21 protein-coding genes are annotated in these 24,285 nt (G+C 74.4%); 5 read left to right on the top strand and 16 right to left on the bottom strand.

The genetic code is table 11. The features are described from left to right. Positions 1-14 precede the first annotated feature (14 nt). Positions 15-701: a siderophore-interacting protein gene (locus tag ACIQOE_RS15605; RefSeq protein ID WP_351318356.1), complete on the top strand. Its 687-nt coding sequence runs from the start codon at positions 15-17 to the stop codon at positions 699-701. Positions 702-710: 9 nt separating this feature from the next. Here the strand turns inward: ACIQOE_RS15605 and ACIQOE_RS15600 are convergent, their stop codons facing one another. The 6 genes from ACIQOE_RS15600 to ACIQOE_RS15575 all read right to left on the bottom strand — a co-directional run bounded on the left by ACIQOE_RS15600 (position 711) and on the right by ACIQOE_RS15575 (position 6,694). Then, a complete protein-coding gene (locus ACIQOE_RS15600) occupies positions 711-1,718 on the bottom strand; it encodes a hypothetical protein (RefSeq protein ID WP_401411917.1) in 1,008 nt (335 codons plus the stop codon). Positions 1,719-2,042: 324 nt separating this feature from the next. Further along, a complete protein-coding gene (locus tag ACIQOE_RS15595) occupies positions 2,043-3,032 on the bottom strand; it encodes a malate dehydrogenase (protein ID WP_351318352.1) in 990 nt (329 codons plus the stop codon). A 318-nt stretch (positions 3,033-3,350) separates the two neighbouring features. Beyond that, positions 3,351-4,400: a DUF2690 domain-containing protein gene (locus tag ACIQOE_RS15590; protein ID WP_399012405.1), complete on the bottom strand. Its 1,050-nt coding sequence runs from the start codon at positions 4,398-4,400 to the stop codon at positions 3,351-3,353. A gap of 298 nt (positions 4,401-4,698) precedes the next feature. Then, positions 4,699-5,160, bottom strand: coding sequence for a helix-turn-helix transcriptional regulator (locus ACIQOE_RS15585; protein WP_365554740.1), 462 nt, complete (start codon positions 5,158-5,160; stop codon positions 4,699-4,701). A gap of 261 nt (positions 5,161-5,421) precedes the next feature. Next, the gene (locus ACIQOE_RS15580) at positions 5,422-5,850 is read right to left on the bottom strand and encodes a DUF3017 domain-containing protein (RefSeq protein WP_351318346.1); all 429 of its coding nucleotides are present in this window, start codon (positions 5,848-5,850) and stop codon (positions 5,422-5,424) included. After that, positions 5,840-6,694, bottom strand: a complete 855-nt coding sequence (locus ACIQOE_RS15575; protein WP_351318344.1) for a bifunctional methylenetetrahydrofolate dehydrogenase/methenyltetrahydrofolate cyclohydrolase — start codon at positions 6,692-6,694, stop codon at positions 5,840-5,842. The genes ACIQOE_RS15580 and ACIQOE_RS15575 overlap by 11 nt, the downstream gene beginning before the upstream one ends. Positions 6,695-6,924: 230 nt before the next feature. Here ACIQOE_RS15575 and ACIQOE_RS15570 point away from each other — a divergent pair, with 230 nt between their 5' ends. Next, the gene (locus ACIQOE_RS15570) at positions 6,925-7,521 is read left to right on the top strand and encodes an RDD family protein (protein ID WP_351318342.1); all 597 of its coding nucleotides are present in this window, start codon (positions 6,925-6,927) and stop codon (positions 7,519-7,521) included. Positions 7,522-7,599: 78 nt separating this feature from the next. On the opposite strand, the gene purH is transcribed toward ACIQOE_RS15570, so the two are convergent. Then, positions 7,600-9,189 (bottom strand): bifunctional phosphoribosylaminoimidazolecarboxamide formyltransferase/IMP cyclohydrolase, encoded by a 1,590-nt coding sequence (purH, locus tag ACIQOE_RS15565; RefSeq protein ID WP_401411913.1) that lies wholly within the window; start codon positions 9,187-9,189, stop codon positions 7,600-7,602. Next, entirely contained in the window at positions 9,186-9,815 is a 630-nt protein-coding gene (gene purN / locus ACIQOE_RS15560) for a phosphoribosylglycinamide formyltransferase (RefSeq protein WP_365570683.1), read from the bottom strand. Before purN ends, purH begins: the two co-directional genes overlap by 4 nt. A gap of 282 nt (positions 9,816-10,097) precedes the next feature. Here purN and ACIQOE_RS15555 point away from each other — a divergent pair, with 282 nt between their 5' ends. Continuing rightward, entirely contained in the window at positions 10,098-10,844 is a 747-nt protein-coding gene (locus ACIQOE_RS15555) for a hypothetical protein (protein ID WP_351318336.1), read from the top strand. Positions 10,845-10,859: 15 nt separating this feature from the next. Here the strand turns inward: ACIQOE_RS15555 and ACIQOE_RS15550 are convergent, their stop codons facing one another. Beyond that, entirely contained in the window at positions 10,860-12,542 is a 1,683-nt protein-coding gene (locus ACIQOE_RS15550; RefSeq protein ID WP_401411910.1) for a DUF6350 family protein, read from the bottom strand. Between the two features lie 96 nt (positions 12,543-12,638). Between ACIQOE_RS15550 and ACIQOE_RS15545 the strand changes: the two genes are divergently transcribed. Further along, positions 12,639-13,484 carry a sigma factor-like helix-turn-helix DNA-binding protein gene (locus ACIQOE_RS15545; protein ID WP_365554751.1) on the top strand — a complete coding sequence of 282 codons (846 nt, stop codon included), beginning with the start codon at positions 12,639-12,641 and terminating at the stop codon, positions 13,482-13,484. A 116-nt stretch (positions 13,485-13,600) separates the two neighbouring features. Here the strand turns inward: ACIQOE_RS15545 and sucD are convergent, their stop codons facing one another. The 7 genes from sucD to ACIQOE_RS15510 all read right to left on the bottom strand — a co-directional run bounded on the left by sucD (position 13,601) and on the right by ACIQOE_RS15510 (position 22,745). Further along, entirely contained in the window at positions 13,601-14,485 is an 885-nt protein-coding gene (gene sucD / locus ACIQOE_RS15540) for a succinate--CoA ligase subunit alpha (protein WP_351318330.1), read from the bottom strand. 27 nt (positions 14,486-14,512) lie between these two features. Further along, positions 14,513-15,691, bottom strand: a complete 1,179-nt coding sequence (gene sucC, locus ACIQOE_RS15535) for an ADP-forming succinate--CoA ligase subunit beta (protein ID WP_351318328.1) — start codon at positions 15,689-15,691, stop codon at positions 14,513-14,515. A 469-nt stretch (positions 15,692-16,160) separates the two neighbouring features. Beyond that, positions 16,161-16,433, bottom strand: a complete 273-nt coding sequence (locus ACIQOE_RS15530; RefSeq protein WP_401411907.1) for a hypothetical protein — start codon at positions 16,431-16,433, stop codon at positions 16,161-16,163. Positions 16,434-16,614: 181 nt separating this feature from the next. Next, the gene (locus ACIQOE_RS15525; RefSeq protein WP_401411905.1) at positions 16,615-17,232 is read right to left on the bottom strand and encodes a hypothetical protein; all 618 of its coding nucleotides are present in this window, start codon (positions 17,230-17,232) and stop codon (positions 16,615-16,617) included. A gap of 829 nt (positions 17,233-18,061) precedes the next feature. Continuing rightward, positions 18,062-19,246 (bottom strand): VWA domain-containing protein, encoded by a 1,185-nt coding sequence (locus ACIQOE_RS15520; RefSeq protein WP_365554757.1) that lies wholly within the window; start codon positions 19,244-19,246, stop codon positions 18,062-18,064. Then, positions 19,243-21,630 carry a DUF5682 family protein gene (locus tag ACIQOE_RS15515; protein ID WP_401411902.1) on the bottom strand — a complete coding sequence of 796 codons (2,388 nt, stop codon included), beginning with the start codon at positions 21,628-21,630 and terminating at the stop codon, positions 19,243-19,245. The genes ACIQOE_RS15520 and ACIQOE_RS15515 overlap by 4 nt, the downstream gene beginning before the upstream one ends. Then, on the bottom strand, positions 21,627-22,745 hold the full coding sequence (locus ACIQOE_RS15510) for an AAA family ATPase (protein ID WP_351318318.1): 1,119 nt from the start codon (positions 22,743-22,745) through the stop codon (positions 21,627-21,629). Before ACIQOE_RS15510 ends, ACIQOE_RS15515 begins: the two co-directional genes overlap by 4 nt. 132 nt (positions 22,746-22,877) lie before the next feature. On the opposite strand from ACIQOE_RS15510, the gene ACIQOE_RS15505 reads away from it, so the two are divergent. Further along, positions 22,878-24,233, top strand: a complete 1,356-nt coding sequence (locus tag ACIQOE_RS15505; protein ID WP_401411900.1) for an SWIM zinc finger family protein — start codon at positions 22,878-22,880, stop codon at positions 24,231-24,233. The last annotated feature ends 52 nt before the right edge of the window (positions 24,234-24,285 follow it).

Genomic DNA, 24,285 nt, shown 5'->3' with positions numbered 1-24,285 from the left:
TTGAGGAGCCCTCCATGCCCGCCCTGCTGAATCCCGTCCTCGACCTGCTGACCCTGCGCGGCACCGTCACCGAGACCGAGCAGATCACCGCGCGCATCCGCCGGCTGCGCGTCGACGGCGACCAGCTCGCCGGTCTCGACGTGCGGCCCGGCCAGCAGGTGCGGGTCCTGGTCACCGGCCTGACCCTGCGCACGTACTCCGTGTGGCACTACGACCCCTCCGGCGTCGTCGAGCTGTGCGTGCTGGACCATTCCGAGGGCGGCCCGGGAGCGCGCTGGGGACGCACGGTCGCCGCCGGCGAACAGGTGCGGCTGCGCAGGCCCGAGGGCACCTTCACGCTGCGCCCCGACGCCTCCCACCACGTCTTCGTCGGCGACGAGACGGCCTCGGTCGCCTTCGGCGCGATGCTCGCCGCGCTGCCCGAGGAGGCCGCCGTCTCCGGCTGCGTGGAGACGGCCACCGCGGCGGACCGGCTGCCCCTCGCGCACGGGGAGCGCCTCGACTGGGTGCTGCGCGGCGAGACCTCGCTGCCCCGGGCGGTCCGCCGGCTCGCGCCCGAACCCGGCGGGATCGCGTACGTCGCCGGGGAGGCGCGGGCCGTGCAGGCGGTGCGCAAGGTGCTCGTCCAGGAGGCGGGCTGGGACCGCCGGGCGGTGCTCACCAAGCCGTTCTGGACGCCGGGCAAGAAGGGGATGGAGTGACGGCGGCGGTCAGGAGCAACCGGCGCCGGCCGGGCAGAAGGAGTCGAGCGCCGCGGTGAGCGGACCCCTGACCAGACCGGCGGCGAGGGCGGCGGGACCGCTGGAGCGGATCGCGTACAGGGTGCCGTCGGCGGCCTGGAAGCGGTGGTCGATCACCTGGCGGGTGCCCTTGTCCCGGTCGTCGTAGCGGTACGACAGCTCGGCCCAGCCGGCACCGGAGGCGCGGACGCCCGGCCGGTAGCCGGGCTGCTTCGCGTACCCGAACCCGGGGTCGTTCTCGGCGAGGTCCAGGGACTCCGCCGGGGTGGCCTCGGAGAGCGCGAAGATCTGCAACTGGCGCCCGTCGGACGGGGAGTCGTAGTACACCACCGGCGCCTTCTCCCCCTGCTGCTGCCGCCGGGTCCACCCCTTGGGCACGTCGAGCGTGTACCCGACGGGATCGTGCGCGACGCGGTAGCCGGCGGCGGCCGAGGGAGCGGAGGCGGAGGCGGCCGCGGGAGAGCCGGGCGTCCGCGACGCCGGGCCGGTGCCCGTGTGCGCGGACGGCGAGGCCGCTCCGGCTTCGGAGCGACCGCCGTCGTCCCGGCCGAGGTACCAGACCCCCAGCCCGGCGAGACCCGCCACCAGGATCAGGGCGAGGACCGCGGCGAGCGCCCGCCCGGAACGCCGCCGCGGCGGCGGCGCGAGCCGGTACCCGGTCGAGGTCGGGGCACCGGACCAGGGCGGCGGCGTGTAGTCCCGCCGGGCCTCGGGCGGCGGCGCGGACGGCAGCGCGGGACGGCCGCCGGGAGGCGGGGACTGCGCCCACGGGGCGGGCGGTGCCGGGGACCGCGGCCCGGTACCGGCCGGTGCGGCGGGCAGCGTCGGCGGCCAGGACGCGGACCGCGCCGGCGGGGCCGGGGGCCGGGCCGAGGGGTCCGGGTCCGGCGCGCGGCCCGGACCGTACGGGCCGTCACCGGCGGGCGGCCACCCGGGCGGCACGGCGGGCCCGGCCTGCCGCGGCTTGTCCAGGGACACCGGCCACGCGGACCGCGGCGGGCCCGGCGGCGCCGGGGACCGGTCCGGCCGCCCGGTGGGCTCCGCGGGCCACGGGCTCTCCGGGACCCCGGTGTGTCCCGGGGTCACCGTCGGCCATCTCTGGGTGCCCGGCTGCTCCGGATCCGGCCGCCGCGGGCCCTCCCGCCGCCCGTCGTCCGTCCCGTCCCCGGACCGGCCACTCCTGTCGCTCATCGCGAACCCCCCGATTCACTGCACGGCTTGCCTCTTCCGACGGTAGCGGCGGAAACGGGAACGGGCCCCGTTCCGGACGAAACCGGATCGGGGCCCGTGGGCGCGAAAGGCTCAGATGAGGCCGAGGGCGCGGACCGCGTCGCGCTCCTCCGCCAGCTCCTGCACCGAGGCGTCGATGCGGGCGCGGGAGAACTCGCTGATCTCCAGGCCCTGCACGATCTCGTACACGCCGTCCTTGGTGGTGACCGGGAAGGAGGAGATCAGGCCCTCCGGGACGCCGTAGGAGCCGTCCGACGGGATGCCCATGGAGGTCCAGTCGCCGTCCGCGGTGCCGTTGACCCAGGTGTGGACGTGGTCGATGGCGGCGTTCGCGGCGGAGGCGGCGGAGGACGCGCCACGGGCCTCGATGATGGCGGCGCCGCGCTTGGCGACGGTCGGGATGAACTCCTCGGCCAGCCACTTCTCGTCGTTGACGACCTCGGCCGCGTTCTTGCCGGCGACCGTGGCGTGGAAGATGTCCGGGTACTGGGTGGCGGAGTGGTTGCCCCAGATGGTCAGGCGCTTGATGTCGGCGACCGTGGAGCCCGTCTTCTTCGCCAGCTGGGTCAGCGCGCGGTTGTGGTCGAGGCGGGTCATCGCGGTGAACCGCTCGGCCGGTACGTCCGGCGCGGCGGCCTGCGCGATCAGCGCGTTCGTGTTGGCCGGGTTGCCGACGACCAGGACCTTGATGTCGTCCGCCGCGTGGTCGTTGATGGCCTTGCCCTGCGGCTTGAAGATGCCGCCGTTGGCCTCCAGGAGGTCACCGCGCTCCATGCCCTTGGTACGCGGGCGGGCGCCCACGAGGAGGGCCACGTTGGTGCCGTCGAAGGCGACGTTCGGGTCGTCGGTGATGTCGATGCCCGACAGGAGCGGGAAGGCGCAGTCGTCGAGCTCCATGGCGGTGCCCTCGGCGGCCTTGAGCGCGGGGGTGATCTCCAGGAGGCGGAGCCGGACCGGCACGTCCGCGCCGAGCAGCTGGCCGGAGGCGATGCGGAAGAGCAGGGCGTAACCGATCTGGCCGGCCGCGCCGGTGACGGTGACGTTCACGGGAGTGCGGGTCATGGCGTTCTCCGTAGACAGCTGGCGGTGGGCGTCCTTGCCCTGGGGTGCGGACGTACGAATGATCGATCTCTTGGCATCAAGAGATCCACCGGTCAGGCTATCGCGCATTCCGCATGCCGGACGTGGAGGGGTGGGTGTGGCCCACCCCACAACGGCCCTCCGCCGGCCGTGCGCGGGGCCGGACATGAGGCGGCCGCCCGTCCGGGAGAGGGTGGGAGGGGCGGCCGCCGCCGGGGGTGCCGGAATCCGGACTCCCGTGGGGGGATACAGGTTCACGTGCCCGGGAATCGCGACGGCATTCCAGGGCCCGCGGAGTTTCTACGGGGTGCACCCCGTCGGGCCCGACGCCAGCGTCGCGCACGCCTTGGCCTGGGCCGCGTCCCTTACCGCCACCATCGGTGTGTAGGCGATGGTGTCGCCGTCGGCCGTGATGTTCCCGGTCCTGCTGGTGGTGCCCGCGGTGACGCGCACCGAGTCGCCCCGGGCGGCACCGGTGATACGGCCCCAGGCGGCGCCGCAGGTGCTGCTGTAGCGGACCTCCAGGGTGACCGCGCCGACCGCCGCCGACCTGGTGGTGGACACGAGGTCGCCGCTGCACCCCATGGCCTCCGCGTCCTTGCCCGTGCAGCCGGCGCCCGCGCACTTCACCCCGGCCGGCAGGGCGGTGGCCGCGGCGCCGGCCGGGGCGGAGGAGGCGGCACCGCCCGGGTGCTTCTTGCCGCCGCCGTCGCCGCCGGTCAGGAGGAAGACGCCGGCGACGATCACGGCGGCACCGGCGGCGCCCGCCAGGAACATGGTCAGCCGCCGCCTGCCGCCACCGCCCGCACCGGCCGCCGGGGCCTCGGGCGCGGCCGGCCCGCGCGGCCCCGCGCCCGCCCGCCGGTCGGCGTCGGGCGCCGTCGGCTGGGCGGGGACGGTGGGCGAGACGCCCGCGGGACCGGCGACCCCGGGCGTCGCCACGGCACCGCCCGGCCGGCGCGGCGTCCTGCCCCCGCCGGCCGCCGTCCTGGACACGACCGGCGGCTCTCCGAACTCCCCGAGCGCGGCGCGCGCCTGGGAGATCCGGATCGCCTCCATCGTCATGTCGTGGCGCTGCTCCGACCTGCTCCACGCCCGTTCCGCCAGCTCCCACATGGTGGTGAGGTGGACGGGATCGGTGCCGGTAGCCTCGGCGAGCGCGACGACCGCGCCCTTGGGTGCCAGCAGCCGCCCGCCCAGGTACCGCTCCCAGGACGTCCTGCTGTAGCCGGTGCGGTCGGACAGTGCCGCGGCACTCAGCCCGCCGCGGTCCACGAGCCGCCGCAGCTGGGTCGTGAACTCCTTGACCTGCGGATCCAGTTCATCCGGCAGGGCCTTCCAACGAGGCATCGCTTCCCCCCTCTTCCCCCGCGTTCCCCTGGCACGCGGCGCCCCCGCGCCGGTCCCCGTTCTCGTCACCCAGCGGACCACGGCGCCTGTGGAACCCCGCCCCCGGACAGGGGGCGCACGGGAGCACTGCCCGGCCCGCGCGCGCCGCCGCACACCGACCGCGAAGCGGTCAACGGGCCTGCGGCGTCTCCCGGTTGACCACGGTAGCCGGGCCGGGCGTCGGCTCCGCAACCCGTCCGCGAACTCGCCGGCACATCGGCACTCCGGCCATGACCTCACAGGTCACGGCGGACCCGGCTCACCCGAGGGCCACGGCACCGACGACCGCCACGAGGAGCAGCACGAGCAGCAGCACCACCGCGGCCGGCAGCAGCCTGCCGGGCGGGCGGGGCGCCCGCTCCGGCTCCGGGCTGTCCCACCAGGGAAGGGTGGGGTCGTCCTCGTACTCCCCCGCACCGGGCGGCGGTTCCGGCGCGTTCGCCGGGCGCGGCCAGGCCTGGACGGCCAGTTCCCAGCGCACGGTGTGCCGTTCGGCGTCGGCACCGGTGAGGCCCGCGACCCGGCACAGCGCGGCGACGGCCTGCCGGGGCGGCGGCTGCACGGCGTTGAGGTAGCGCTGCCAGGAGGACTTGCTGTAGGCGGTACGGGCGCCCAAGGCGACCAGACTGAGACCGGTGTCGTCCTTGAGGAGCCGTAACTGCTCCACGAAGTGCCGCACCTCCGCCGGAAGTTCCTCCGGCAGCGGCTGCCAGCCGCCCATCACGCACCTCCGGCCGTCCCGCGTTGCCAGTTCGTTGCCAGTCCAGAGCGGGTGACGACGGCGGGCGGTCCGACGGTTCCCGCAGGCTGTGGCAGTGCGGACGGTACGTAGCGGAACGGTCACCTCTGTGCCACAGCCGGCGGACAGGCGTTGAACGGCCGCCGCGCGACGGGAAGGCTGAAACCCGACGGCGGTCCGTCCCGCTCGGGGGAGGGGACGGGCCGCCTTTCGACCGCTCGCCGCGACGGCCGGGCGGACCCGCTAGCTCTTCATCGTGAAGTGCAGCGTGTCCTTCAGGAACGGGATCACCAGCCACGGCTTCGGCTGCGCCATCAGCGCCAGCAGGACGATCGCGACGCCCAGCACCCCGTACGTCACGATGTCCGTGAACCGGGAGCGCACCGCGAGCATCCCGACGCTCGGCACCACCCACCGTATCGCCGCTCCCGCGAGCAGCCCCGCCCCGATCAGCAGCGCACCCACCCGGAACTGGTCGAGCGAGGTGAGCAGCAGTCCCACCGCGACGGTCGCCAGCACCACCAGGATCGGCCACTGCCGGGCCGGCGCCGGGAGGTCGCCCGACGCGGCCCTGCCGCCGCCCTCGGGGCGTGCCGTGTCCCGTGTGAACAGCGGGAAGCGCCGGGTCGCCCGGCGTCCCGCACCCTGTCCGTGACCGCCGTCAGCCGACACTGCGCTCCGCCGCCTCGACCACGTTGACGAGCAGCTGGGCACGGGTCATCGGTCCGACGCCGCCGGGGTTCGGGGAGAGCCAGCCGGCGACCTCGGCGACGTCGGGGTGGACGTCGCCGACGATCTTGCCTTCCGCGTTGCGGGAGACGCCGATGTCGAGGACGGCCGCGCCCGGCTTGACGTCCTCGGCGCGGATCAGGTGCGGCGAGCCGGCCGCGGCGACGATGATGTCGGCGCGCCGGAGGTGGGCGGAGAGGTCACGGGTGCCGGTGTGGCACTGGGTGACGGTCGCGTTCTCGCTGCGCCGGGTGAGCAGCAGCGGCATCGGGCGGCCGATGGTCACGCCGCGGCCGACGACCACGACCTCGGCGCCCTTGATCTCGACGCCGTGGCGGCGCAGCAGGGTGAGCACGCCGTTGGGGGTGCAGGGCAGCGGCGCGGGCTCACCGAGCACCAGCCGGCCCAGGTTCATCGGGTGCAGGCCGTCCGCGTCCTTGTGCGGGTCCATCAGCTCCAGGATGCGGTTCTCGTCGATGCCCTTGGGCAGCGGGAGCTGGACGATGTAGCCGGTGCAGGCGGGGTCGTCGTTGAGTTCGCGGACGACGGCCTCGATCTCCTCCTGGGTCGCGGTGGCGGGCAGCTCGCGCTGGATGGAGGCGATGCCGACCTGCGCGCAGTCGCGGTGCTTGCCCGCGACGTACTTCTGGCTGCCGGGGTCGTCCCCGACCAGGATCGTGCCGAGGCCGGGCGTGACGCCCTTCTCCTTCAGCGCCGCCACGCGGGCGGTCAGATCGGACTTGATCGCGGCTGCGGTGGCCTTGCCATCGAGAATCTGGGCGGTCATGGCTCCATCCTCGCGGATGCCGGCCTCCCGGTTCCAGTCGGGTGTGCGGTCATGATCGATGATGTTGCACTTGCACAACACCTCGCTAATCGGACTGGACAACAACTCGCCCTTACTAAACGATGAGCGGCGCAGTATCGCGGTCCGGTTGGGGGGCAAACCGCTCAGAACATGACGTACCTCCGTCCCTGTCCGCGTCGTCCCCGCAGGATCAACGGAGGAAAACGGCCATGAGTTTCGGCGCGCCCAACAACCCCTACGGTCAGCCGCAGGACCCGCAGCAGGGTCAGCCCGGCTACGGCTACCCGCAGCAGGGCCAGCCCGGCTACCAGCAGGCCCCGCAGGGCGTGCCTCCGCAGCAGGGCTACGGCTACCCGCAGCAGCCCGGTTTCCCGCAGCAGGCCGGTTACGGCTACCCGCCCCAGGGCTACGGCGCGACGCCGCCGTACGCGAACTGGGGCCAGCGTTTCCTCGGCACCCTCGTCGACGGCCTGGTCTTCCTGGTGCCGTACATCCTGGTGCTCGTCGGCGCCAAGGTGAAGGCGCTGCTGTTCATCGGCGTCCTGGCCATCATCGCCGTCGCCATCTGGCAGCTGATCCAGGAGGGCCGCACCGGTCAGACGGTCGGCAAGAAGGCGCTGGGCATCCGCCTGGTCAAGGAGGCCACCGGCCAGCCGATCGGCGTCGGCATGGCCTTCGTGCGCCGCATCGCGCACGCCCTGGACAGCATCGCCTGCTACCTGGGCTGGCTGTGGCCGGCGTGGGACGCCAAGCGCCAGACCTTCGCCGACAAGGTCTGCGGCACGATCGTGATCCGCAGCAACTGATCACCGCTCCGCATTCCAAGGGCCGTGTTCCCCCGCGGGGGAACACGGCCCTGGTATGTGCGGCCCCGGCACCGCGGCTCAGTGGAAGAAGTGCCGCGTCCCCGTGAAGTACATCGTCACGCCCGCCTTCTTCGCGGCCTCCACGACGAGTTCGTCACGCATCGAACCGCCCGGCTGCGCCACCGCCCGCACGCCGGCCGCGGTGAGGATCTCCAGGCCGTCGGGGAAGGGGAAGAAGGCGTCGGAGGCGGCGTAGGAGCCGCGCGCCCGCTCCTCCCCGGCCCGCTCGACGGCGAGCTTCGCGGAGTCGACGCGGTTGACCTGGCCCATGCCGACACCGACCGAGGCGCCGTCCTTGGCGAGCAGGATGGCGTTGGACTTCACGGCCCGGCAGGCCTTCCAGGCGAAGGCGAGTTCGCGCAGTTCCGCGGGGCTCAGCGCCTCGCCGGTGGCCAGGGTCCAGTGCGCCGGGTCGTCGCCTTCGGCCTGCAGCCGGTCGGTGACCTGGAGCAGCACCCCGCCGTCGACGGGCTTGACCTCCACCGGGTTCGCGGGCGCACCCGGAGCCTTCAGCACCCGGATGTTCTTCTTCCGGGCGAGGGCCTCGAGCGCCCCCTCCTCGTAGTCCGGCGCCACGATGACCTCGGTGAAGATCTCCGCGACCTGCTCGGCCATCTCCTTGCTGACCGGCCGGTTCACCGCGATGACCCCGCCGAACGCGGACAGCGGGTCGCAGGCGTGCGCCTTGCGGTGCGCCTCGGCGACGTCCGAACCGATCGCGATGCCGCAGGGGTTGGCGTGCTTGATGATCGCGACGCACGGCTCGTCGTGGTCGTACGCGGCACGGCGCGCGGCGTCCGTGTCCGTGTAGTTGTTGTACGACATCTCCTTGCCGTGCAGCTGCTCGGCCTTGGCGAGGCCGCCGCCGCTCGCGTCGACGTACAGCGCGGCGGGCTGGTGCGGGTTCTCGCCGTAGCGCAGGGTGTTCTCGCGCTCCCAGGTGGCGCCGAGGAAGTCGGGGAACCGCCCCGCGGCGGAGCCGCTGGTGGATGCAGCGTCGACCGGGGCGTACTCGGAGGCGAACCAGGAGGCCACCGCCACGTCGTAGGACGCGGTGTGCTGGAACGCCTCGGCGGCCAGCCGCTTGCGGGCGGCGAGGTCGAAGCCGCCCTCGGCGACGGCGGCGAGCACGTCGGCGTACCGCGCGGGGCTGGTGACCACGGCGACCGAGGGGTGGTTCTTGGCGGCGGCGCGGACCATCGAGGGGCCGCCGATGTCGATCTGCTCGACGCACTCGTCCGGCGAGGCGCCGGAGGCGACGGTCTCGCGGAACGGGTAGAGGTTGACGACGACGAGGTCGAAGGGGGCCACACCGAGTTCTTCGAGCTGCTCGCGGTGGCTCTCCAGGCGCAGGTCGGCGAGGATGCCGGCGTGCACCTTGGGATGCAGGGTCTTGACCCGGCCGTCGAGGCACTCCGGGAAGCCGGTCAGCTCCTCCACCTTGGTCACGGGGACACCGGCGGCGGCGATGCGGGAGGCGGTGGAGCCGGTGGAGACGAGTTCGACGCCCGCCTCGTGCAGCCCGCGCGCGAGGTCTTCGAGACCCGACTTGTCGTAGACGCTGACGAGCGCCCGTCGGATGGGCCGCTTGTTGCTCTCGGCGGTCACTGGATAAACACCTTTCGTCCCTCGATGCGATGGCCGTTGCGGGCGATCCGCCCCACGACCTCGACGAGCAGGCTTCGCTCGACTTCCTTGATGCGCTCGTGCAGAGCGCCCTCGTCGTCCTCGTCCCGGACCTCCACCACGCCCTGCGCGATGATCGGCCCGGTGTCGACGCCGTCGTCGACGAAGTGGACGGTGCAGCCGGTGACCTTGGCGCCGTACGCGAGCGCGTCCCGCACACCGTGGGCCCCAGGGAAACTGGGCAGCAGGGCCGGATGCGTGTTCACGGTCCGGCCGCCGAACCGCGCCAGGAACTCCTTCCCGAGGATCTTCATGAACCCGGCGGAGACCACGAGGTCGGGCTCGTGGGCGGCGACCGCCTCGGCGAGGGCGCGGTCCCACTCCTGCCGCGTCCCGAAGTCCTTCACGCGGGTCACGAAGGTCGCGATCCCGGCGCGCTCGGCGCGGGCGAGCCCCTCGATGCCGTCGCGGTCGGCTCCTACGGCGACGACCTCGGCGCCGTAGTCGCTGGCGCCGGTCTCGGCGATCGCGTCGAGCAGCGCCTGGAGGTTGGTGCCGGATCCGGAGACCAGCACGACGAGGCGCTTGGCCACGGGCTTGGCGGCCACGGCGGGGCCCTTTCTCGGGGGAGCGTCGGTACGGCGGCCGGACCGGCACCCGCTTCGTGCGTTCCTACGAGTGCTTCGCGCCCCGGGATACGGGGAAGTCTACGAAGCGGCCGACCGTCAGCAACGATACCGGCACACCGGACGGCCCCCACGGGACGGGGGCGTGGCCGGAAGGTAGCGTCTGGGAGGTACCGAGGCGGGAACGCGTGCGGGAGCCGACGCGTTGACCGGGTAACCAGCCGTTTCGTTGTCCATCTCGATCCAAGGGAAGACGCTCACTTGATGCCGGACCGCAGCCTGGGACTTCGTATGCTCCCCCCGCATTCCGTCCAGGGAGGGCCGAGTTTCGCCGTGCTGCTGCGGGAGCGGCCGGCCTCGCCGCCGGAGGCGCCCTCGGACCGGCCGCAGGGCGACCAGCAGGACGACAACCCCTTCGCCCCGCCGCCCGAGGGCACGCCGGACAAGCCGTGGCAGCCGCGCCGCCCGGCCGGTGACGGCGACCAGGATCCGCCCTGGGGCAGTCAGTGGAGCGACCGCCAGCCCGGCCCGGGGTCCGGCGGCTTCGGCCGGCGTCCCGACGAGAGCGGCCAGGGCGGCGGCGGTCAGGGCGGCCCCGGTCCGGGGATGCGCTGGGACCCGACGGACCCCGTCCAGCGCCGGGCGCGGTACGCCCTGCTGAGCGGCATGTGGGCCTTCCTCTTCGCCCTCTTCGGCTGGCCCTACGTGGCGCTGCTGCTGGGCGCGCTCGGCATCTACTGGGGAGTGAGTTCGCTCCGCGCCAGGCCGCGCAGCCCGGAGGAGGCGGCGGCCGCGGCCAACGCAGGCCGGCCGCAGACCACGGCGGCGATCAGCGGCCTGGTCACGGCGTCGCTGGCGCTGGCGCTGGTGGCGGCGACCTTCACGGCCCAGCTGGTCTACCGCGACTACTACACCTGCGTCTCGGACTCGCTCACCAACGAGGCCAAGCACTCCTGCGACCACCTGCTCCCGAAGGAGCTGCGGACCGTCCTGGGCACCGCGAACAGCTGACCGGAGCGGCGCCCGTCACGTCCCCTCGGGACCGTCGGGCGGGTCGGCCGCCTCGCGCGGTGCCGCCCACCCCGTCGTGCGGGCGACCTCCTCCTGCCAGGCCTCGGACGGCGACTGGGCGGCCCGCCGCACCTCGTAGGGCTCGGCGGGCAGCACCTCGTACGGCTCGAACGTGTCGCCGTCGCCCTGGTCGGGCAGGACGACGGCCACCGGGGCCGGGGCCTGCGGCGTCTCGTTCTTCAGCTCCGCCTTCTTCTCCTTCTCGGCCTTCTCCGCCTTCTTCTCCGCCGCGGTCTCCTCGGCCGGCCGGGGTCCGCCGAAGCCCAGCCAGGCCGCGAGCGACAGCGGGCCGAGTCCCCGCCAGGCCCGCAGCACCAGGGCCGCCGGCACACCGGACACGAGGAGCCAGGCACCGGCCGCCGCGCCCGTCTGCCACCAGACGGGGCCGAAGCCGCTGAGCGCGGCGACGCCCAGCGGGCCGCCCGCCAGCCCGGCCAGGGCCGCGAGCAGCAGCGCGCACAGCAGGGCCGCCAGCACCATCACCCCGGCCGTGCGCCCGGCCGCCCAGCGCCGGCGGGCCGCCCGGCCCACCACGAACCAGGCCATCGTGCACCCGGCCGCCAGCGGCACCGCACCGGCCAGCCAGTTCAGGGACGTGCCGGGCCCGTGCGCGGGTACGGCCGCGAGCAGCGGGAAGGGCGGCAGCAGCGGAGCCGGGTGTGCGGCGAGCGGGCTCACGACGTGCCCGGCGCCGAGCACGAAGCCGGGCCCGACGGCGTACGACGCGGCCCACACCGCCGCGTTCGGGATCAGCGCGACACAGAGCAGCAGGACCGCGAACCGTCCGGTCCAGCCCTCCGTCAGCTGCAGGAACGACGTCCGGGCCGGCTCTCCGTGCAGCACCAGCGAGACCGCCAGCAGCAGCGTCCCGCCGCCGAGGAACACGGTCGCGCCGGCGAGGGCGGCGCGGACCGCCGTGCCCCACCGCACCCGGGTGTCGCGGCCGAGCAGCAGGCGCCGTACCGGGCCGGGCAGGACGGCGGCCGGCCGCAGCAGCGGCTCGCGGGGGCGGCCGTACGCCGACCACACCCCGGCGCCCGCGGCGGCCGTCGCGAGCAGCGGCAGACACACCGCCACCCATCCCCACACGGGCCGCAGTTCGCCGCCGGAGGCGTACAACGCGGCGCAGCCGCCCACGCCGAGGTAGCCGGCCACCACGCCGGTCCACGCCGTACGGGCCCGGACCGGCGGCGGCACGTCGAGGCCGTCAGCGCCGTCGTCGGTGTCCGGGGCGTCGACCACCTCCCGCGCCCCCCGGTACACCAGCAGCGCGGGCAGCACCAGGAGCAGCAGCGGTGTCACCCCGACCGGGGCCGGCACCCCGGACAGCGTGTCGGTGCGGACCAGTTCGATTCCGTGGGCGAGCAGCCACAGCGCCGCCGCGAGGTGCAGTGCGCCGCCCGGCCCGCTGTCGGGGTAGGGCGAGCTGACCCACAGGGCCATCACCAGCACGGCGAAGCAGGCGAGTCCGAGGCCGGCCGCGATCGCGCCGCCCAGGAGGCTCGCGGCCAGCCCCGGGGACCGGTCGCGCAGGCGGTCGAGCAGCTGCGGCAGGAGCGGCGGGCGCGACGGGCGGGGCCCTCGGGACGAAGGTGCCGACGTCGGTCGGTGAGCGGGCATCCGAATCACGACGGCCATGCTCCCAACGACACGCGCTTTCCCGTCGTAACGGGCGAACCACCGAAGTGTCGCCCAATATATGTTTATGTGTTTTTTCGAAGGAGGGTACGCCAGGTGACACAGCAGAGCCCTGTCCCCGCCGACGAGGCCGTACCGTCCGCGGCCCTGACGCCCACTCAGGCCTTCGACGCGCTCTACGCGTTCTGCGCCCCCGCCCTGGTACGGCAGACCTACCTGCTCACCGGGCGCCGGGAACTGGCGCGGGAAGCCGTCGAACGGGCCTTCCAACTCGCCTGGCAGAACTGGCCGCAGGTGGCCCGCGACCGGGACCCGGCCGGCTGGGTGCGGGCGGTCGCGCACGAGTGCGCGCTCTCCCCCTGGCACCGGTTCCGGCTGCGCTACCGCCAGCCCGAGGCCCCGCCGGCCGGCGCGGCGGACCGCGCGCTGCTGGAGGCGCTCCTCCAGCTCCCGCCGACCTACCGCCGCACGCTGCTCCTGTACGACGGTGTCGGCCTGGACCTGCCGGAGACGGCCGCGGAGACGGAGGCGAGCACTCCGGCGGCGGCGCGGCGGCTGACCCACGCCCGGCAGGCCGTCGCCGATCAGCTGCCCGAACTGGCGGACCCGGCCGCGCTGAACCGCCGGATGGCCGAACTGGCGTCGGCGGAGATCCTGCGGTCGGCCCAGCCGCCGGCGGTGCGGGGCTGCGCCGAACGGCAGACCCGGTTCTGGACCCGGTCCGCGCTCGCCTTCACGGCGACGATCATCGCGGCGACGACCCTCACGCTGCGGACGGCGCCGACCCACTACGAGGCGCCGATCGGCCCCGCGCAGGCGATCAGCGGGGTGCCGGCCGAGGTGGGGCTGGGACCGCTGTCCGCGGGCGAGCGGGCGCTGGAGGCGAAGCTGCGGAGGTCGGCCGAGAACGGACCGGAGAGGGTGGTGCCGCTGGCAAGGTAGCGGGTGGGCGGGGGTTGCTCGCGCAGTTCCCCGCGCCCCCTACGGGGCCGGTGCAGACGCCGGTATGCCCGCCCCCACCCGGGGACGGGCCTACCGGCGTACGGTCAGGCGGTCGTTCAGCCGGCGAGCAGCTCGCGGGCCAGCTTCGCCGTCTCGGTCGGGGTCTTGCCGACCTTGACGCCCGCGGCCTCCAGGGCCTCCTTCTTCGCCTGGGCGGTGCCCGACGAACCGGAGACGATGGCGCCGGCGTGACCCATGGTCTTGCCCTCGGGCGCGGTGAAGCCCGCGACGTAGCCGACGACCGGCTTGGTCACGTTCTCCTTGATGAACGCGGCCGCGCGCTCCTCGGCGTCGCCGCCGATCTCACCGATCATCACGATCAGGTCGGTGTCGGGGTCGTCCTGGAACGCGGCCAGCGCGTCGATGTGCGTGGTGCCGATGATCGGGTCGCCACCGATGCCGACGGCGGTCGAGAAGCCGATGTCACGCAGCTCGTACATCATCTGGTACGTCAGCGTGCCGGACTTCGAGACCAGACCGATGCGGCCCGGCTTGGTGATGTCGCCCGGGATGATGCCGACGTTCGACTGGCCCGGCGTGATGATGCCGGGGCAGTTCGGGCCGATGATCCGGGTCTTGTTGCCCTTCTTGCCGGCGTACGCCCAGAAGGCGGCCGAGTCGTGCACGGCGATGCCCTCGGTGATCACGACGGCCAGCGGGATCTCGGCGTCGATGGCCTCGTCGACGGCGGCCTTGGTGAACTTCTCCGGCACGAAGATGACGGAGACGTTGGCGCCGGTGGCCTCGATGGCCTCCTTGACGGTGCCGAAGACCGGTACCTCGGTGCCGTCGAAGTCGACCTTCTGACCGGCCTTGCGCGGGTTGACGCCGCCCACGACGTTGGTGCCGTCGCCCAGCATGAGCTTGGTGTGCTTCATGCCCGTGGCGCCGGTCATGCCCTGGACGATGACCTTGCTGTCCTTGTTGAGCCAGATAGCCATGGTGTGTTCTGTCCTCGTCCTGAGTGCTTACTTGGCGGCGTGGGCCAGCTCGGCGGCCTTGTCGGCCGCGCCGTCCATGGTGTCGACGCGCTGCACCAGCGGGTGGTTGGCGTCGGTGAGGATCTTGCGACCCAGTTCGGCGTTGTTGCCGTCGAGACGGACGACCAGCGGCTTGGAGACGTTCTCGCCGCGGTCCTCCAGGAGCTTCAGCGCCTGCACGATGCCGTTGGCGACCTCGTCGCAGGCGGTGATGCCGCCGAAGACGTTCACGAACACGGAACGGACGTCCGGGTCGCCGAGGATGATCTCCAGGCCGTTCGCCATCACCTGGGCGGAGGCGCCGCCGCCGATGTCGAGGAAGTTGGCGGGCTTCACGCCGCCGTGCTTCTCACCGGCGTACGCGACGACGTCCAGGGTGCTCATGACGAGACCCGCGCCGTTGCCGATGATGCCGACCTCGCCGTCGAGCTTGACGTAGTTGAGGTTCTTCTCCTTGGCGGCGGCCTCCAGCGGGTTGGCCGCGGCCTTGTCGTGCAGCTCGTCCCAGTCGTGACGGAACTCGGCGTTGTCGTCGAGCGACACCTTGCCGTCCAGGGCGAGGACGTCACCGGAGACGACCTTCGCGAGCGGGTTGACCTCGACGAGGAGGGCGTCCGACTTGATGAAGGTGTCCCACAGCTTGACCAGGATGTCGGCGACCTTGTCGGCGACGTCGGCCGGGAACTTCGCGGCGGCGACGATCTCCTTGGCCTTGGCCAGGTCCACACCGTCGATCGCGTCGATCGGGGTCTTGGCGACGGCCTCCGGACGGGTGGCCGCCACCTCCTCGATCTCCATGCCGCCCTCGACGGAGGCGATGGAGAGGAAGGTGCGGTTGGCACGGTCGAGGAGGAAGGAGACGTAGTACTCCTCGACGATCTCCGGGGCGGTCTCGGCGATCATCACCTTGTGGACCGTGTGGCCCTTGATGTCCATGCCGAGGATGTCCGTCGCGCGGGCGACGGCCTCGTCCGCGGAGGCGGCCAGCTTGACGCCACCGGCCTTGCCACGACCACCGACCTTCACCTGCGCCTTGACGACGGACTTGCCGCCCAGACGCTCGGTGATCTCGCGCGCCGCCTCAGGCGTGTCGATGACTTCACCGGCCAGCACCGGTACATCGTGCTTGGCGAAGAGGTCCCTCGCCTGGTACTCGAACAGGTCCACGCGCTTCCGTCCCTATCAGTGATCTCGCGGTTCGTTGGATGCGTGGGCGTGCCGCGAAGGGCAACGTGACGTCCGCAATGTGTCACAAGGGGGGCGCACACGGTGTCCGAGCGCGCGGCATGTCCGTCTCGCAGATTATCGCCGCTCGCGGGGGGTCTCTAAATCAGGGGTCACACCTGAGCGGTGATACCTGTCACATGATGCCGGGTATCCGGCGTTTCGGTGGCACGGCGTGCCGCCTCGGGGACGATGCGCGAGGCATGTGCGAGGCGGGTGCAGGCGGGTGCAAGGCGGGTGCGAGGCCTCACCGGACTGGGGTCGGCCCGGTGAGGCCTCCGCCCGGAGGCTGCGCGCCTCCGGGGCGGACCGCCGTTCCCCACCCCATGGGGAGCGGCCGGTCCGTACCGCGGGGCTCCGGCGCGGGCGCACCGACGGTGTTCGGCCGCCCGCCCCCGGTCACCCCGCGGAGTCAGGCGGGGCAGGCCCCGGCCTGCGGGGCGGCCCGGTGCCGCGAGGGCATGGGTGCGGGGCCGGCGAAGAGGGGCGCGGCCACGTCGGCGACCGGGTCGGAGCCGATCATGGTGGCCGCCCGTCTCTGCAGGGCCTGGGCGTGCGCCTTGGCGGTGGCCTGGGCCTTGGCGGTGGCCCGCGCGGCCCGTGCCGCCCGGGCGCCCTGGATGGCCTGCGCGGCGCGGGCACCGGCCACGGCGGTGACGGGGAGGGCGCTGATGTTCTCGTTCATGGCGTACGTCAGTCCTTCGGCGCTCCGCTGCGTGGGTCACGCATGCGCGGAGCCGGGAGTGCCTCCGGTGGGCCGGAAGCGCGGCTGGGGACATCGCCGTCCGGAGGATCGGGTGTTCCGGACGGGCAGACCTGTTCGGCCTCCGCGCGGCGCGGCCGCGGCGGGGCGTGGGGCGGCCGTCCTAGCCGGGGAAGACGGGGATGTCCCGGTACCGGTCCGGGGTCCCGGCCGCGTCGGTGTGCGCGGCGGTACCGGGCACGAGCCGCAGCGGCGCCCGGTCGGCGAAGGTCACGGCGTACGCGTCGGCGTGCCGGGCGGAACCGCCGTCGACCACCGACTTGCCCAGCGCGCCGTCCGGGTCTCCCGCGGGCGCGGGGCGGTTCGGTCCGTCGACGGCGTGGGCGGCGCGGTGGCCGGTGTGCGGGTGCGCCGCGGTCGCGGAGACGGGTGCGGCGGCGAGCACGGTGCCCCGCGGCCCGTACGGCACGGCGGGCGTCGCCGCCGTCCTCGCACGGGGGCTCTGCTGCCGGCCCTCCTCCGGTGCGGCGGGGCGTGCCGGGGCGGTGCCGGGCGCCGAGGTGACCGGCGCCGGGGCGGAACCGACGGGCGGTACCGGCATCGGCAGGGTGCTGGGGGTGCCCGGCGGCACCGGAAGCGTGGGCAGCTGTCCGGGCAGCGTGGTCGCTTCCCCCGGGAGCTGCGATATCTGCCGCACCACCTCACCGAGGCCCCGCGTCACGACCGTGTCCAGGGTCCCGGTCACCGTGCCGGTCACCGTCGTGGTCACGGCCCCGGTCACCGAGCGAACCGTTTCGCCGACTACCGGCACGACCGACAGCACCGGCAGAGCGGGCGGCTTCGGGGCCGCCGACGCCGCCGTGGAGGTCCGGGGAGCCGTGCGAGGCAGACCCTGCGGGGACGTCGCCCGGCGGGTCGCCGACGTGTCGGACGGGGACGGAGACGAGGTCGCGGTCGCGGCCGTGGATGCGGTCGCGTTCGCGTTCACGGTCGTGGTCGCGCGAGGAGCGTCGGTGCCAGGCGTCGTGGCGGTGAGTGGTGTGGTGGTGAGCGGTGTGGTGGTGCGCGGTGCCTCCGGAGGTGCCGCTCCGGCGGGCTTCGCTCGGGCGGGCGCCGCTTGGGCGGGCTTCGCTTGGGCGGGCTTCGCTTGGGCGGGCGTCGGCCGTTCGTCCCTCGCCCGGTCGTCCGTGGCCGTACCGGCGGACGGGAGGACCCTCTCCACATCCAGCGGGCTCACCAGGGACGCCGGCGCCGACGTCGACGGCACCGCGGGTGCCCCGTCCGCCGCGTGCGCCCGGCCCCCGCACAGGAGGGCGAGCGCGAACAGTCCACCGGTCAGCACGGCCAGTCGCAGCGCGCGCCGGCCCGCCGCCGTGCGCGACGGACGCGCGGCGGGAGCGGGCAGAACGGCTGACGGGGTCAAGGCGGGGAGGACCCTCCGGTGCGGCGGAACGCGGGTGCGAAGCGGGAACGCGGCGCGCGGCCGGGGAACATGGACCGCCGCGCGGGCGTCGATCCTCGCACGCCCGGCCCGCCGTCGCGCAAGCCCCCCTTACCGACGGGTCATCATGTCCGGTTCACAAGTCCTCTTTGACTCGATGCGGTCTCCTTCACACTGTGTCCGGAACGGGAACGGGCCGCTTCTCGATCGCCGCCGCCATCACCTCCGGGAAGAGGTCGGGCGTACAGGCGAACGCCGGTGCCCCCAGCGCGGCGAGCGCGGCCGCGTGCTCCCGGTCGTAGGCCGGCGCCCCCTCGTCCGACAGCGCGAGCAGCGCCACGAACTGCACTCCCGAGGCCTTCATCGCCGCGACCCGCTTCAGCATCTCGTCGCGTATCCCGCCCTCGTAAAGGTCGCTGATGAGCACGACGACGGTCTCGGCGGGCCGGGTGATCTGCGACTGGCAGTACGCCAGCGCCCGGTTGATGTCCGTACCGCCGCCCAGCTGGGTGCCGAACAGGACGTCCACCGGATCGTCGAGCTGGTCGGTGAGGTCGACGACCGCCGTGTCGAAGACGACGAGCCGGGTGTCGATGGACCGCATGGACGCCAGCACCGCCCCGAACACCGACGCGTACACCACCGAGGCCGCCATCGACCCGGACTGGTCGATGCAGAGCACCACTTCCTTCTTCACCGACTGGGAGGCCCGCCCGTACCCGACGAGCCGCTCCGGCACGATCGTCCGGTACTCGGGCAGGTAGTGCTTGAGGTTGGCCGCGATCGTGCGGTTCCAGTCGATGTCGTGGTGGCGCGGCCGGCTGATCCGGGCGCTGCGGTCCAGGGCGCCGGTGAGGGTGGCCCGGGTGCGGGTGGCGAGCCGCTTCTCCAGGTCCTCGACGACCTTGCGGACGACCGCCCGTGCCGTCTCCTTCGTCGTCTCCGGCATCGCCTTGTTCAGCGAGAGCAGCGTGCCGACCAGATGCACGTCGGCCTCCACCGCCTCCAGCATCTCCGGCTCCAGCAGCAGCGCGGCCAGCCCCAGCCGGTCGATGGCGTCCCGCTGCATGACCTGGACGACGGAGGACGGGAAGTACGTCCGGATGTCGCCGAGCCAGCGCGCCACCGACGGCGCCGACGCGCCCAGCCCCGCCGCACGCTCCCGCCCCGACACCGGTCCGTCCCGCTTGCCGTAGAGCGCGGCCAGCGTCCCGTCCATCGCCGCGTCCCGCCCGGACAGCGCGCAGCCCGTCCCCTCGGCGGCCTCGCCGCCGAGCACCAGCCGCCAGCGCCGCAGCCGTTCCCGCGCCTCGTCGTCGAGGCCGGTGCCGCCGCCCGTCGGGTCCGCTGTCATCTCCCCACCCCCGTCAGGTCGTCGTCCGGTGTCCTGTCGCCCGTCCTGTCGTCGAGGCCGAGCAGCAGCCGCAGCACCGGCAGGACGGCGGCGGCGCGCTCCTCGTCGGCCTCGGCGGCGAAGCCCGGCGTCCGGCCGGCCGCACCGGGCGCCTCGGCCCGCCGCCCCGGACCGCGGCGCACCAGCTCGCCGATCGTCCTGCGCACCCCCGCGTCGTACGCGGAGAACGTCCGCCGCAGCAAAGGCAGTACGTCCGTGAACGCGTCCGGCGGCACTCCGGTGAGCCAGGTGTCGACGAGGCCGAGCAGCCGCTCGTCGTGCACGAGCAGCATTCCGCCGCCGCCACCCCCGACGAACCCCTCGACCCAGGCGGCCGCCGCCGCGGGCGGTGTCCCCGGCGAGAGCACCAGCCCCATCAGCCGGGCGGCCTCCGCCGGCTCCAGCTCCCCCTCGTCCAGCAGGATGCGCACGGCCCGTCCGCGCAGCACCCCGGGCACGGTGTCCCGCCCGGACAGCGTGCGCAGCACCGCCCGCCAGCGGTCCCGCAGCCCGCGGCCGCCCGGAACGTCCCCGGCCCCGGGCTCCGCGAGCAGCCCCACCGCCGTGTGCACCGCGTCCACGTGGCCCCGCATCTCCTCCGCCGCGTCCGCGTCGAGGGCGGCGCAGGCCGGCGGGAGCCCGACGAAGATCCGCTCGGCGAGGCCCGCGGCCACCTCGGCGAGCGCCCGGGTGTCCGTCCCGCGCACGTCGCCGTAGCGCAGGGAACGGACCAGGGCCGGGAGTGCCTGGGCGAGCCGGCCGACGTCCGTGTCCAGCGCGGCCCGGTCGGCGAGGGCCCGCATCACGACGGGCAGCGCCTCCGGCAGGCCGGCGAGCAGGCAGAGTTCGGCGAGCGCCGTGACGTCGGCGAGCGCGGTCGCCTGCCCCGCGTCGGCCTCGGCCCTGGCCGTCGCCGCGCCCTCGACGGTCGTCCCCCACACCCCGGCCTCGGCGATCCGCACCGACAGCTCCGGCTCCCAGCGCAGCCGCCAGGTCTCCCGGAACGTGCCCGTGCTCCCCCGCGACTGCGCCTGCTCGCCCCACCCGATGCCGAGCAGCCGCAGCCGGTGCAGCAGCAGGCTGCGCCCGGCGTCGGTCTCCTTGCGCAGGTCGAGCTCCAGCTCCCGCTCCAGCGCCTCCGGCTTGAGCCGGAGCCGGCGCTGTTCCCGGGTCAGGTCGCGCTGCAACGGCACCGCGGGCGCCGTCTCGGGCACCTCCCCCAGCACGTCCCCGACCACCAGCCGGTCGTGCACGAGCGCCAGTGGAACGTCCGAGCCCTCGCAGAGCACCGCCCGCACCGCGTCGGTGGTCTCGCCGAGGCCGGGGACCGGGCGGCCGCGCATCACCGCGAGGGTCTCGGCCAGCCGTACCGCCTCGATGACGTGGGCCGAGGAGACGATCCGGTCCTCCTCGCGCAGCAGCCCGGCGACCTTGGTGAGCCACCGCTCCACCGGCCGGTCCGGGGCCCGGAACAGGTGTCCGTACCAGCCGGGCGAGTCGATGCCCGCGCCGTATCCGCTCGACCGTGCCAGCCGCCGGTTGGTCCACGGCACCCAGGTCATGTCCGTCCTGACCTTGGGCAGTCCCTTCAGCAGGTCCCGGTCGGCCGCGACGGTGCTCCGCGCGCTCAGGGCCGGCACGTGCCAGGCCCCGCACACCACCGCCACGTCCTCGCCGAACTCCCGCCGGGCCGCCCGCAGCCGGAGCCGCATGTGGGCCTCGCGCACCGGGTCCCGGTCGCGCCCCGTGGTGCCGTAGGTCTCCCGGAGCACCGCCATCGCCTCCGCGACCGCGGTGAACGGCGCGAGCGCGTCCTGCTCCCGCGTCCCGCTCCGGTGCTCGACGACGTCCTCCCACCAGCGCTCGGGGTCGTCGTAGCCGGCGGCTTCGGCGAGGGCGGCGAGAGGGTCGACGCGCAGCCGCCGGGCGGCGTCCGGCGCACCGCCCTCGGCGCGGGGTGCGTCGGCGTCGACGGGTGCGGACGGTGTCTCCTGCTCCGTCTCCCACGCCAGCGTGTGCGCGGCCGGCAGGTCGATGAACCGGGCCGGGACCCCGTGCTCCAGCGCCCAGCGGAGCGCCACCCACTCGGGGCTGAAGTCGGCCAGCGGCCAGAAGGCCGAGCGGCCGGGCTCGTCCACGGCGTGCGCCAGCAGGGCGACCGGGGGCCGCATCCGCGGGTCGGCGGCCAGCGGGATCAGCGCGTCGGCCTCGGGCGGCCCCTCGATGAGCACGGCCTTCGGCCGGCGGTCCCGCAGCACGGCCCGTACCGCGCGCGCGGAGCCGGGTCCGTGGTGGCGCACCCCGAGGAGCAGCGGCCCGCCGCGCCGCCGCGCGGCCTCGCTCACGCGCTCACCTCCCGGCAGGCGCGGTAGAAGTCCTTCCAGCCGTCCCGCTCGCGGACGACCGTCTCCAGGTACTCCTGCCAGATGACCCGGTCGGCGGCCGGGTCGCGGACGACCGCGCCGAGGAGGCCGGCCGCGACGTCGCCGGCGCGCAGCACGCCGTCGCCGAAGTGGGCTGCCAGGGCGAGCCCGTTGGTGACGACGGAGATCGCCTCGGCGGTGGAGAGCGTGCCGCTCGGCGACTTGAGCTTGGTCCGGCCGTCGGCGGTGACGCCGTCGCGCAGCTCCCGGAAGACGGTGACGACCCGGCGGATCTCCTCGATGCCGTCGGGCACGGCCGGCAGGTCCAGGGAGCGGCCGATCTGGTCGACCCGGCGCGCGACGATGTCGACCTCGGCGTCCGGGCTCTCCGGCAGCGGCAGGACGACGGTGTTGAAGCGCCGGCGCAGGGCGCTGGAGAGGTCGTTGACTCCGCGGTCGCGGTCGTTGGCGGTGGCGATCAGGTTGAAGCCGCGGACCGCCTGCACCTCCTGCCCCAGCTCCGGGATCGGCAGGGTCTTCTCGGACAGGATCGTGATCAGGGTGTCCTGCACGTCGGCCGGGATCCGGGTCAGCTCCTCGACCCTGGCCGTCATGCCCTCCGCCATGGCACGCATGACCGGGCTCGGCACCAGGGCGTGCCGGCTCGGCCCGGCGGCCAGCAGCTGGGCGTAGTTCCACCCGTAGCGGATGGCCTCCTCCGGGGTGCCGGCGGTGCCCTGCACCAGCAGGGTGGAGTCACCGCTGACGGCGGCGGCCAGGTGCTCGGAGACCCAGGTCTTGGCGGTGCCGGGCACGCCGAGCAGGAGCAGGGCGCGGTCCGTGGCGAGCGTGGTGACGGCGACCTCGACGATGCGGCGCGGGCCGACGTACTTGGGCGTGATCACCGTGCCGTCCGGCAGCACGCCGCCCAGCAGGTAGGTGGCCACCGCCCAGGGCGACATCCGCCAGCGGGCCGGGCGGGGCCGGTCGTCCTGCGCGGCCAGCGCGGCGAGTTCGTCGGCGAAGGCGTGCTCGGCGTGCGGTCGCAGCACGCTCCCGTCGGTCGTCGGGTCGGTCGGTTCCACGGACACAGTCATGGCTGAGGCCCCCTCCAGCTCGGCCGGTTCGGATCTGGTGTCCACCGTGCACCACACCACTGACAATCGCTCTGACCTGCGCGGTTGTGCTCGCCGGGCCGATTGTCAGTGGCGGGATCTACCGTCGGTGGCATGACTCAGCAGGGGGTGCGCTGGAGTGCGGACCAGGTGCTGGAACTGGCTCCTGACGCCGCGTCACGCAAGGCGGGAAGCAAGCTCGGAGCGGCGGGGCCGTGGTCCGGGGCGGGGAGTTGCGAGGAGGGGACTGTATGGGGACTGTGCAAGGGCAGCGGCAGCAAGCCGTACCAGACGATCGTGGACCTCGCGGACCCGGCCGGGCTCGCGTACAAGTGCAGTTGTCCCAGCCGGAAGTTCCCCTGCAAGCACGCCCTCGGGCTGCTCCTGCTGTGGGCGGGCGAGGACGACACGGTGCCGACGGTGGCGGAGCCGCCGGACTGGGCCGGGCAGTGGATCGCGGGCCGGCGCAAGCGCGCGGAGGGCAAACGGCCGGCGGACGGCGGGAGTTCCCCGGCCGCCGCTGATCCCGAGGCGGCCCGGCGGCGCGCGGAGCGGCGTGCCGAGCGGATCACGGCGGGCGCCACGGAGCTGGAGCAGCGCCTGGCCGACCTGCTGCGCGGCGGCCTGGCCGCGGCGGAGCAGGCGGGGTACGGGCTGTGGGAGGAGACCGCGGCCCGCATGGTCGACGCGCAGGCGCCCGGACTTGCGGCGCGGGTGCGGGAGCTGGGCGCGATACCGGGTTCCGGGCCCGGCTGGCCGGTGCGGCTGCTGGAGGAGTGCGCCCTGCTGCACCTCCTGGACCAGGGCTGGCTGCGCCGCGACCGGCTGCCGGAGGACCTCGCCGCCACGGTCCGCTCCCGTACCGGCCTGCCCGCTTCGGCGGACGGCCCGGCGGTGCGCGACCGCTGGCTGGTCCTCGCCCAGTACGACACGGCGGACGCGAAGCTGACGACCCGCCGGATCTGGCTGCACGGCGCCGGTTCGGGCCGCACGGCGCTGCTGCTCTCCTACGGCGCGGCCGGCCGTGCCCCGGAGCTGGCCCTGCCGGTCGGTCTCGCCCTGGACGCGGAGCTGTCCGCCTACCCCGGCGCGGGTGAGCACCGGGCGGCCCTGGGCGAGCGGTTCGCCGCGCCCGCGCCCCTGCCGGTCCGGCCGCCCGGCATGACGACGGCCCGGGCGGCGGCCCGGTACGGGGAGGCGCTGCGCGCGGACCCGTGGCTGGACGCGGTGCCGGTGACCCTGGGCCGGGTGGTGCCGGTGCCGGACGGCGACTCCTGGCAGCTGGCCGACGCGGAAGGGGAGTGGGCGCTCCCGCTGTCGCCGCACGCCCGCTCCCGGCCCGGTCTGTGGCGGCTGGTCGCGCTCTCCGGCGGGGCGCCGGTCACCGTCTTCGGCGAGTGCGGCCACCGCGGCTTCACCCCGCTGACGGCCTGGCCCGAGCACCCGGGCGACGCGGTGCCGCTGTGCTGACCCGGCCGGCCCGCACGTTCCGACCCGACCCGAATCCGCAGAGGAGATCCCG

The sequence above is a fragment of the Streptomyces sp. NPDC091282 genome (genome assembly GCF_044757385.1).
In the GTDB taxonomy this organism is placed as follows: domain Bacteria; phylum Actinomycetota; class Actinomycetes; order Streptomycetales; family Streptomycetaceae; genus Streptomyces; species Streptomyces gramineus.
The sequence above is the reverse complement of the archived record's forward strand: the minus strand, read 5'-3'. Positions and strand labels throughout refer to the sequence as shown.

Bases quoted from the DNA above. Each gene is read 5' to 3' on its own strand.
- ACIQOE_RS15605 (WP_351318356.1), top strand. From the start codon at position 15: ATGCCCGCCCTGCTGAATCCCGTCCTCGACCTGCTGACCCTGCGCGGC.
- ACIQOE_RS15595 (WP_351318352.1), bottom strand. From the start codon at position 3,032: ATGACCCGCACTCCCGTGAACGTCACCGTCACCGGCGCGGCCGGCCAG.
- ACIQOE_RS15590 (WP_399012405.1), bottom strand. From the start codon at position 4,400: ATGCCTCGTTGGAAGGCCCTGCCGGATGAACTGGATCCGCAGGTCAAG.
- ACIQOE_RS15585 (WP_365554740.1), bottom strand. From the start codon at position 5,160: ATGGGCGGCTGGCAGCCGCTGCCGGAGGAACTTCCGGCGGAGGTGCGG.
- ACIQOE_RS15575 (WP_351318344.1), bottom strand. From the start codon at position 6,694: ATGACCGCCCAGATTCTCGATGGCAAGGCCACCGCAGCCGCGATCAAG.
- ACIQOE_RS15570 (WP_351318342.1), top strand. From the start codon at position 6,925: ATGAGTTTCGGCGCGCCCAACAACCCCTACGGTCAGCCGCAGGACCCG.
- ACIQOE_RS15555 (WP_351318336.1), top strand. From the start codon at position 10,098: ATGCCGGACCGCAGCCTGGGACTTCGTATGCTCCCCCCGCATTCCGTC.
- ACIQOE_RS15550 (WP_401411910.1), bottom strand. From the start codon at position 12,542: ATGGCCGTCGTGATTCGGATGCCCGCTCACCGACCGACGTCGGCACCT.
- sucD (WP_351318330.1), bottom strand. From the start codon at position 14,485: ATGGCTATCTGGCTCAACAAGGACAGCAAGGTCATCGTCCAGGGCATG.
- ACIQOE_RS15530 (WP_401411907.1), bottom strand. From the start codon at position 16,433: ATGAACGAGAACATCAGCGCCCTCCCCGTCACCGCCGTGGCCGGTGCC.
- ACIQOE_RS15520 (WP_365554757.1), bottom strand. From the start codon at position 19,246: ATGACAGCGGACCCGACGGGCGGCGGCACCGGCCTCGACGACGAGGCG.
- ACIQOE_RS15510 (WP_351318318.1), bottom strand. From the start codon at position 22,745: ATGACTGTGTCCGTGGAACCGACCGACCCGACGACCGACGGGAGCGTG.
- ACIQOE_RS15505 (WP_401411900.1), top strand. From the start codon at position 22,878: ATGACTCAGCAGGGGGTGCGCTGGAGTGCGGACCAGGTGCTGGAACTG.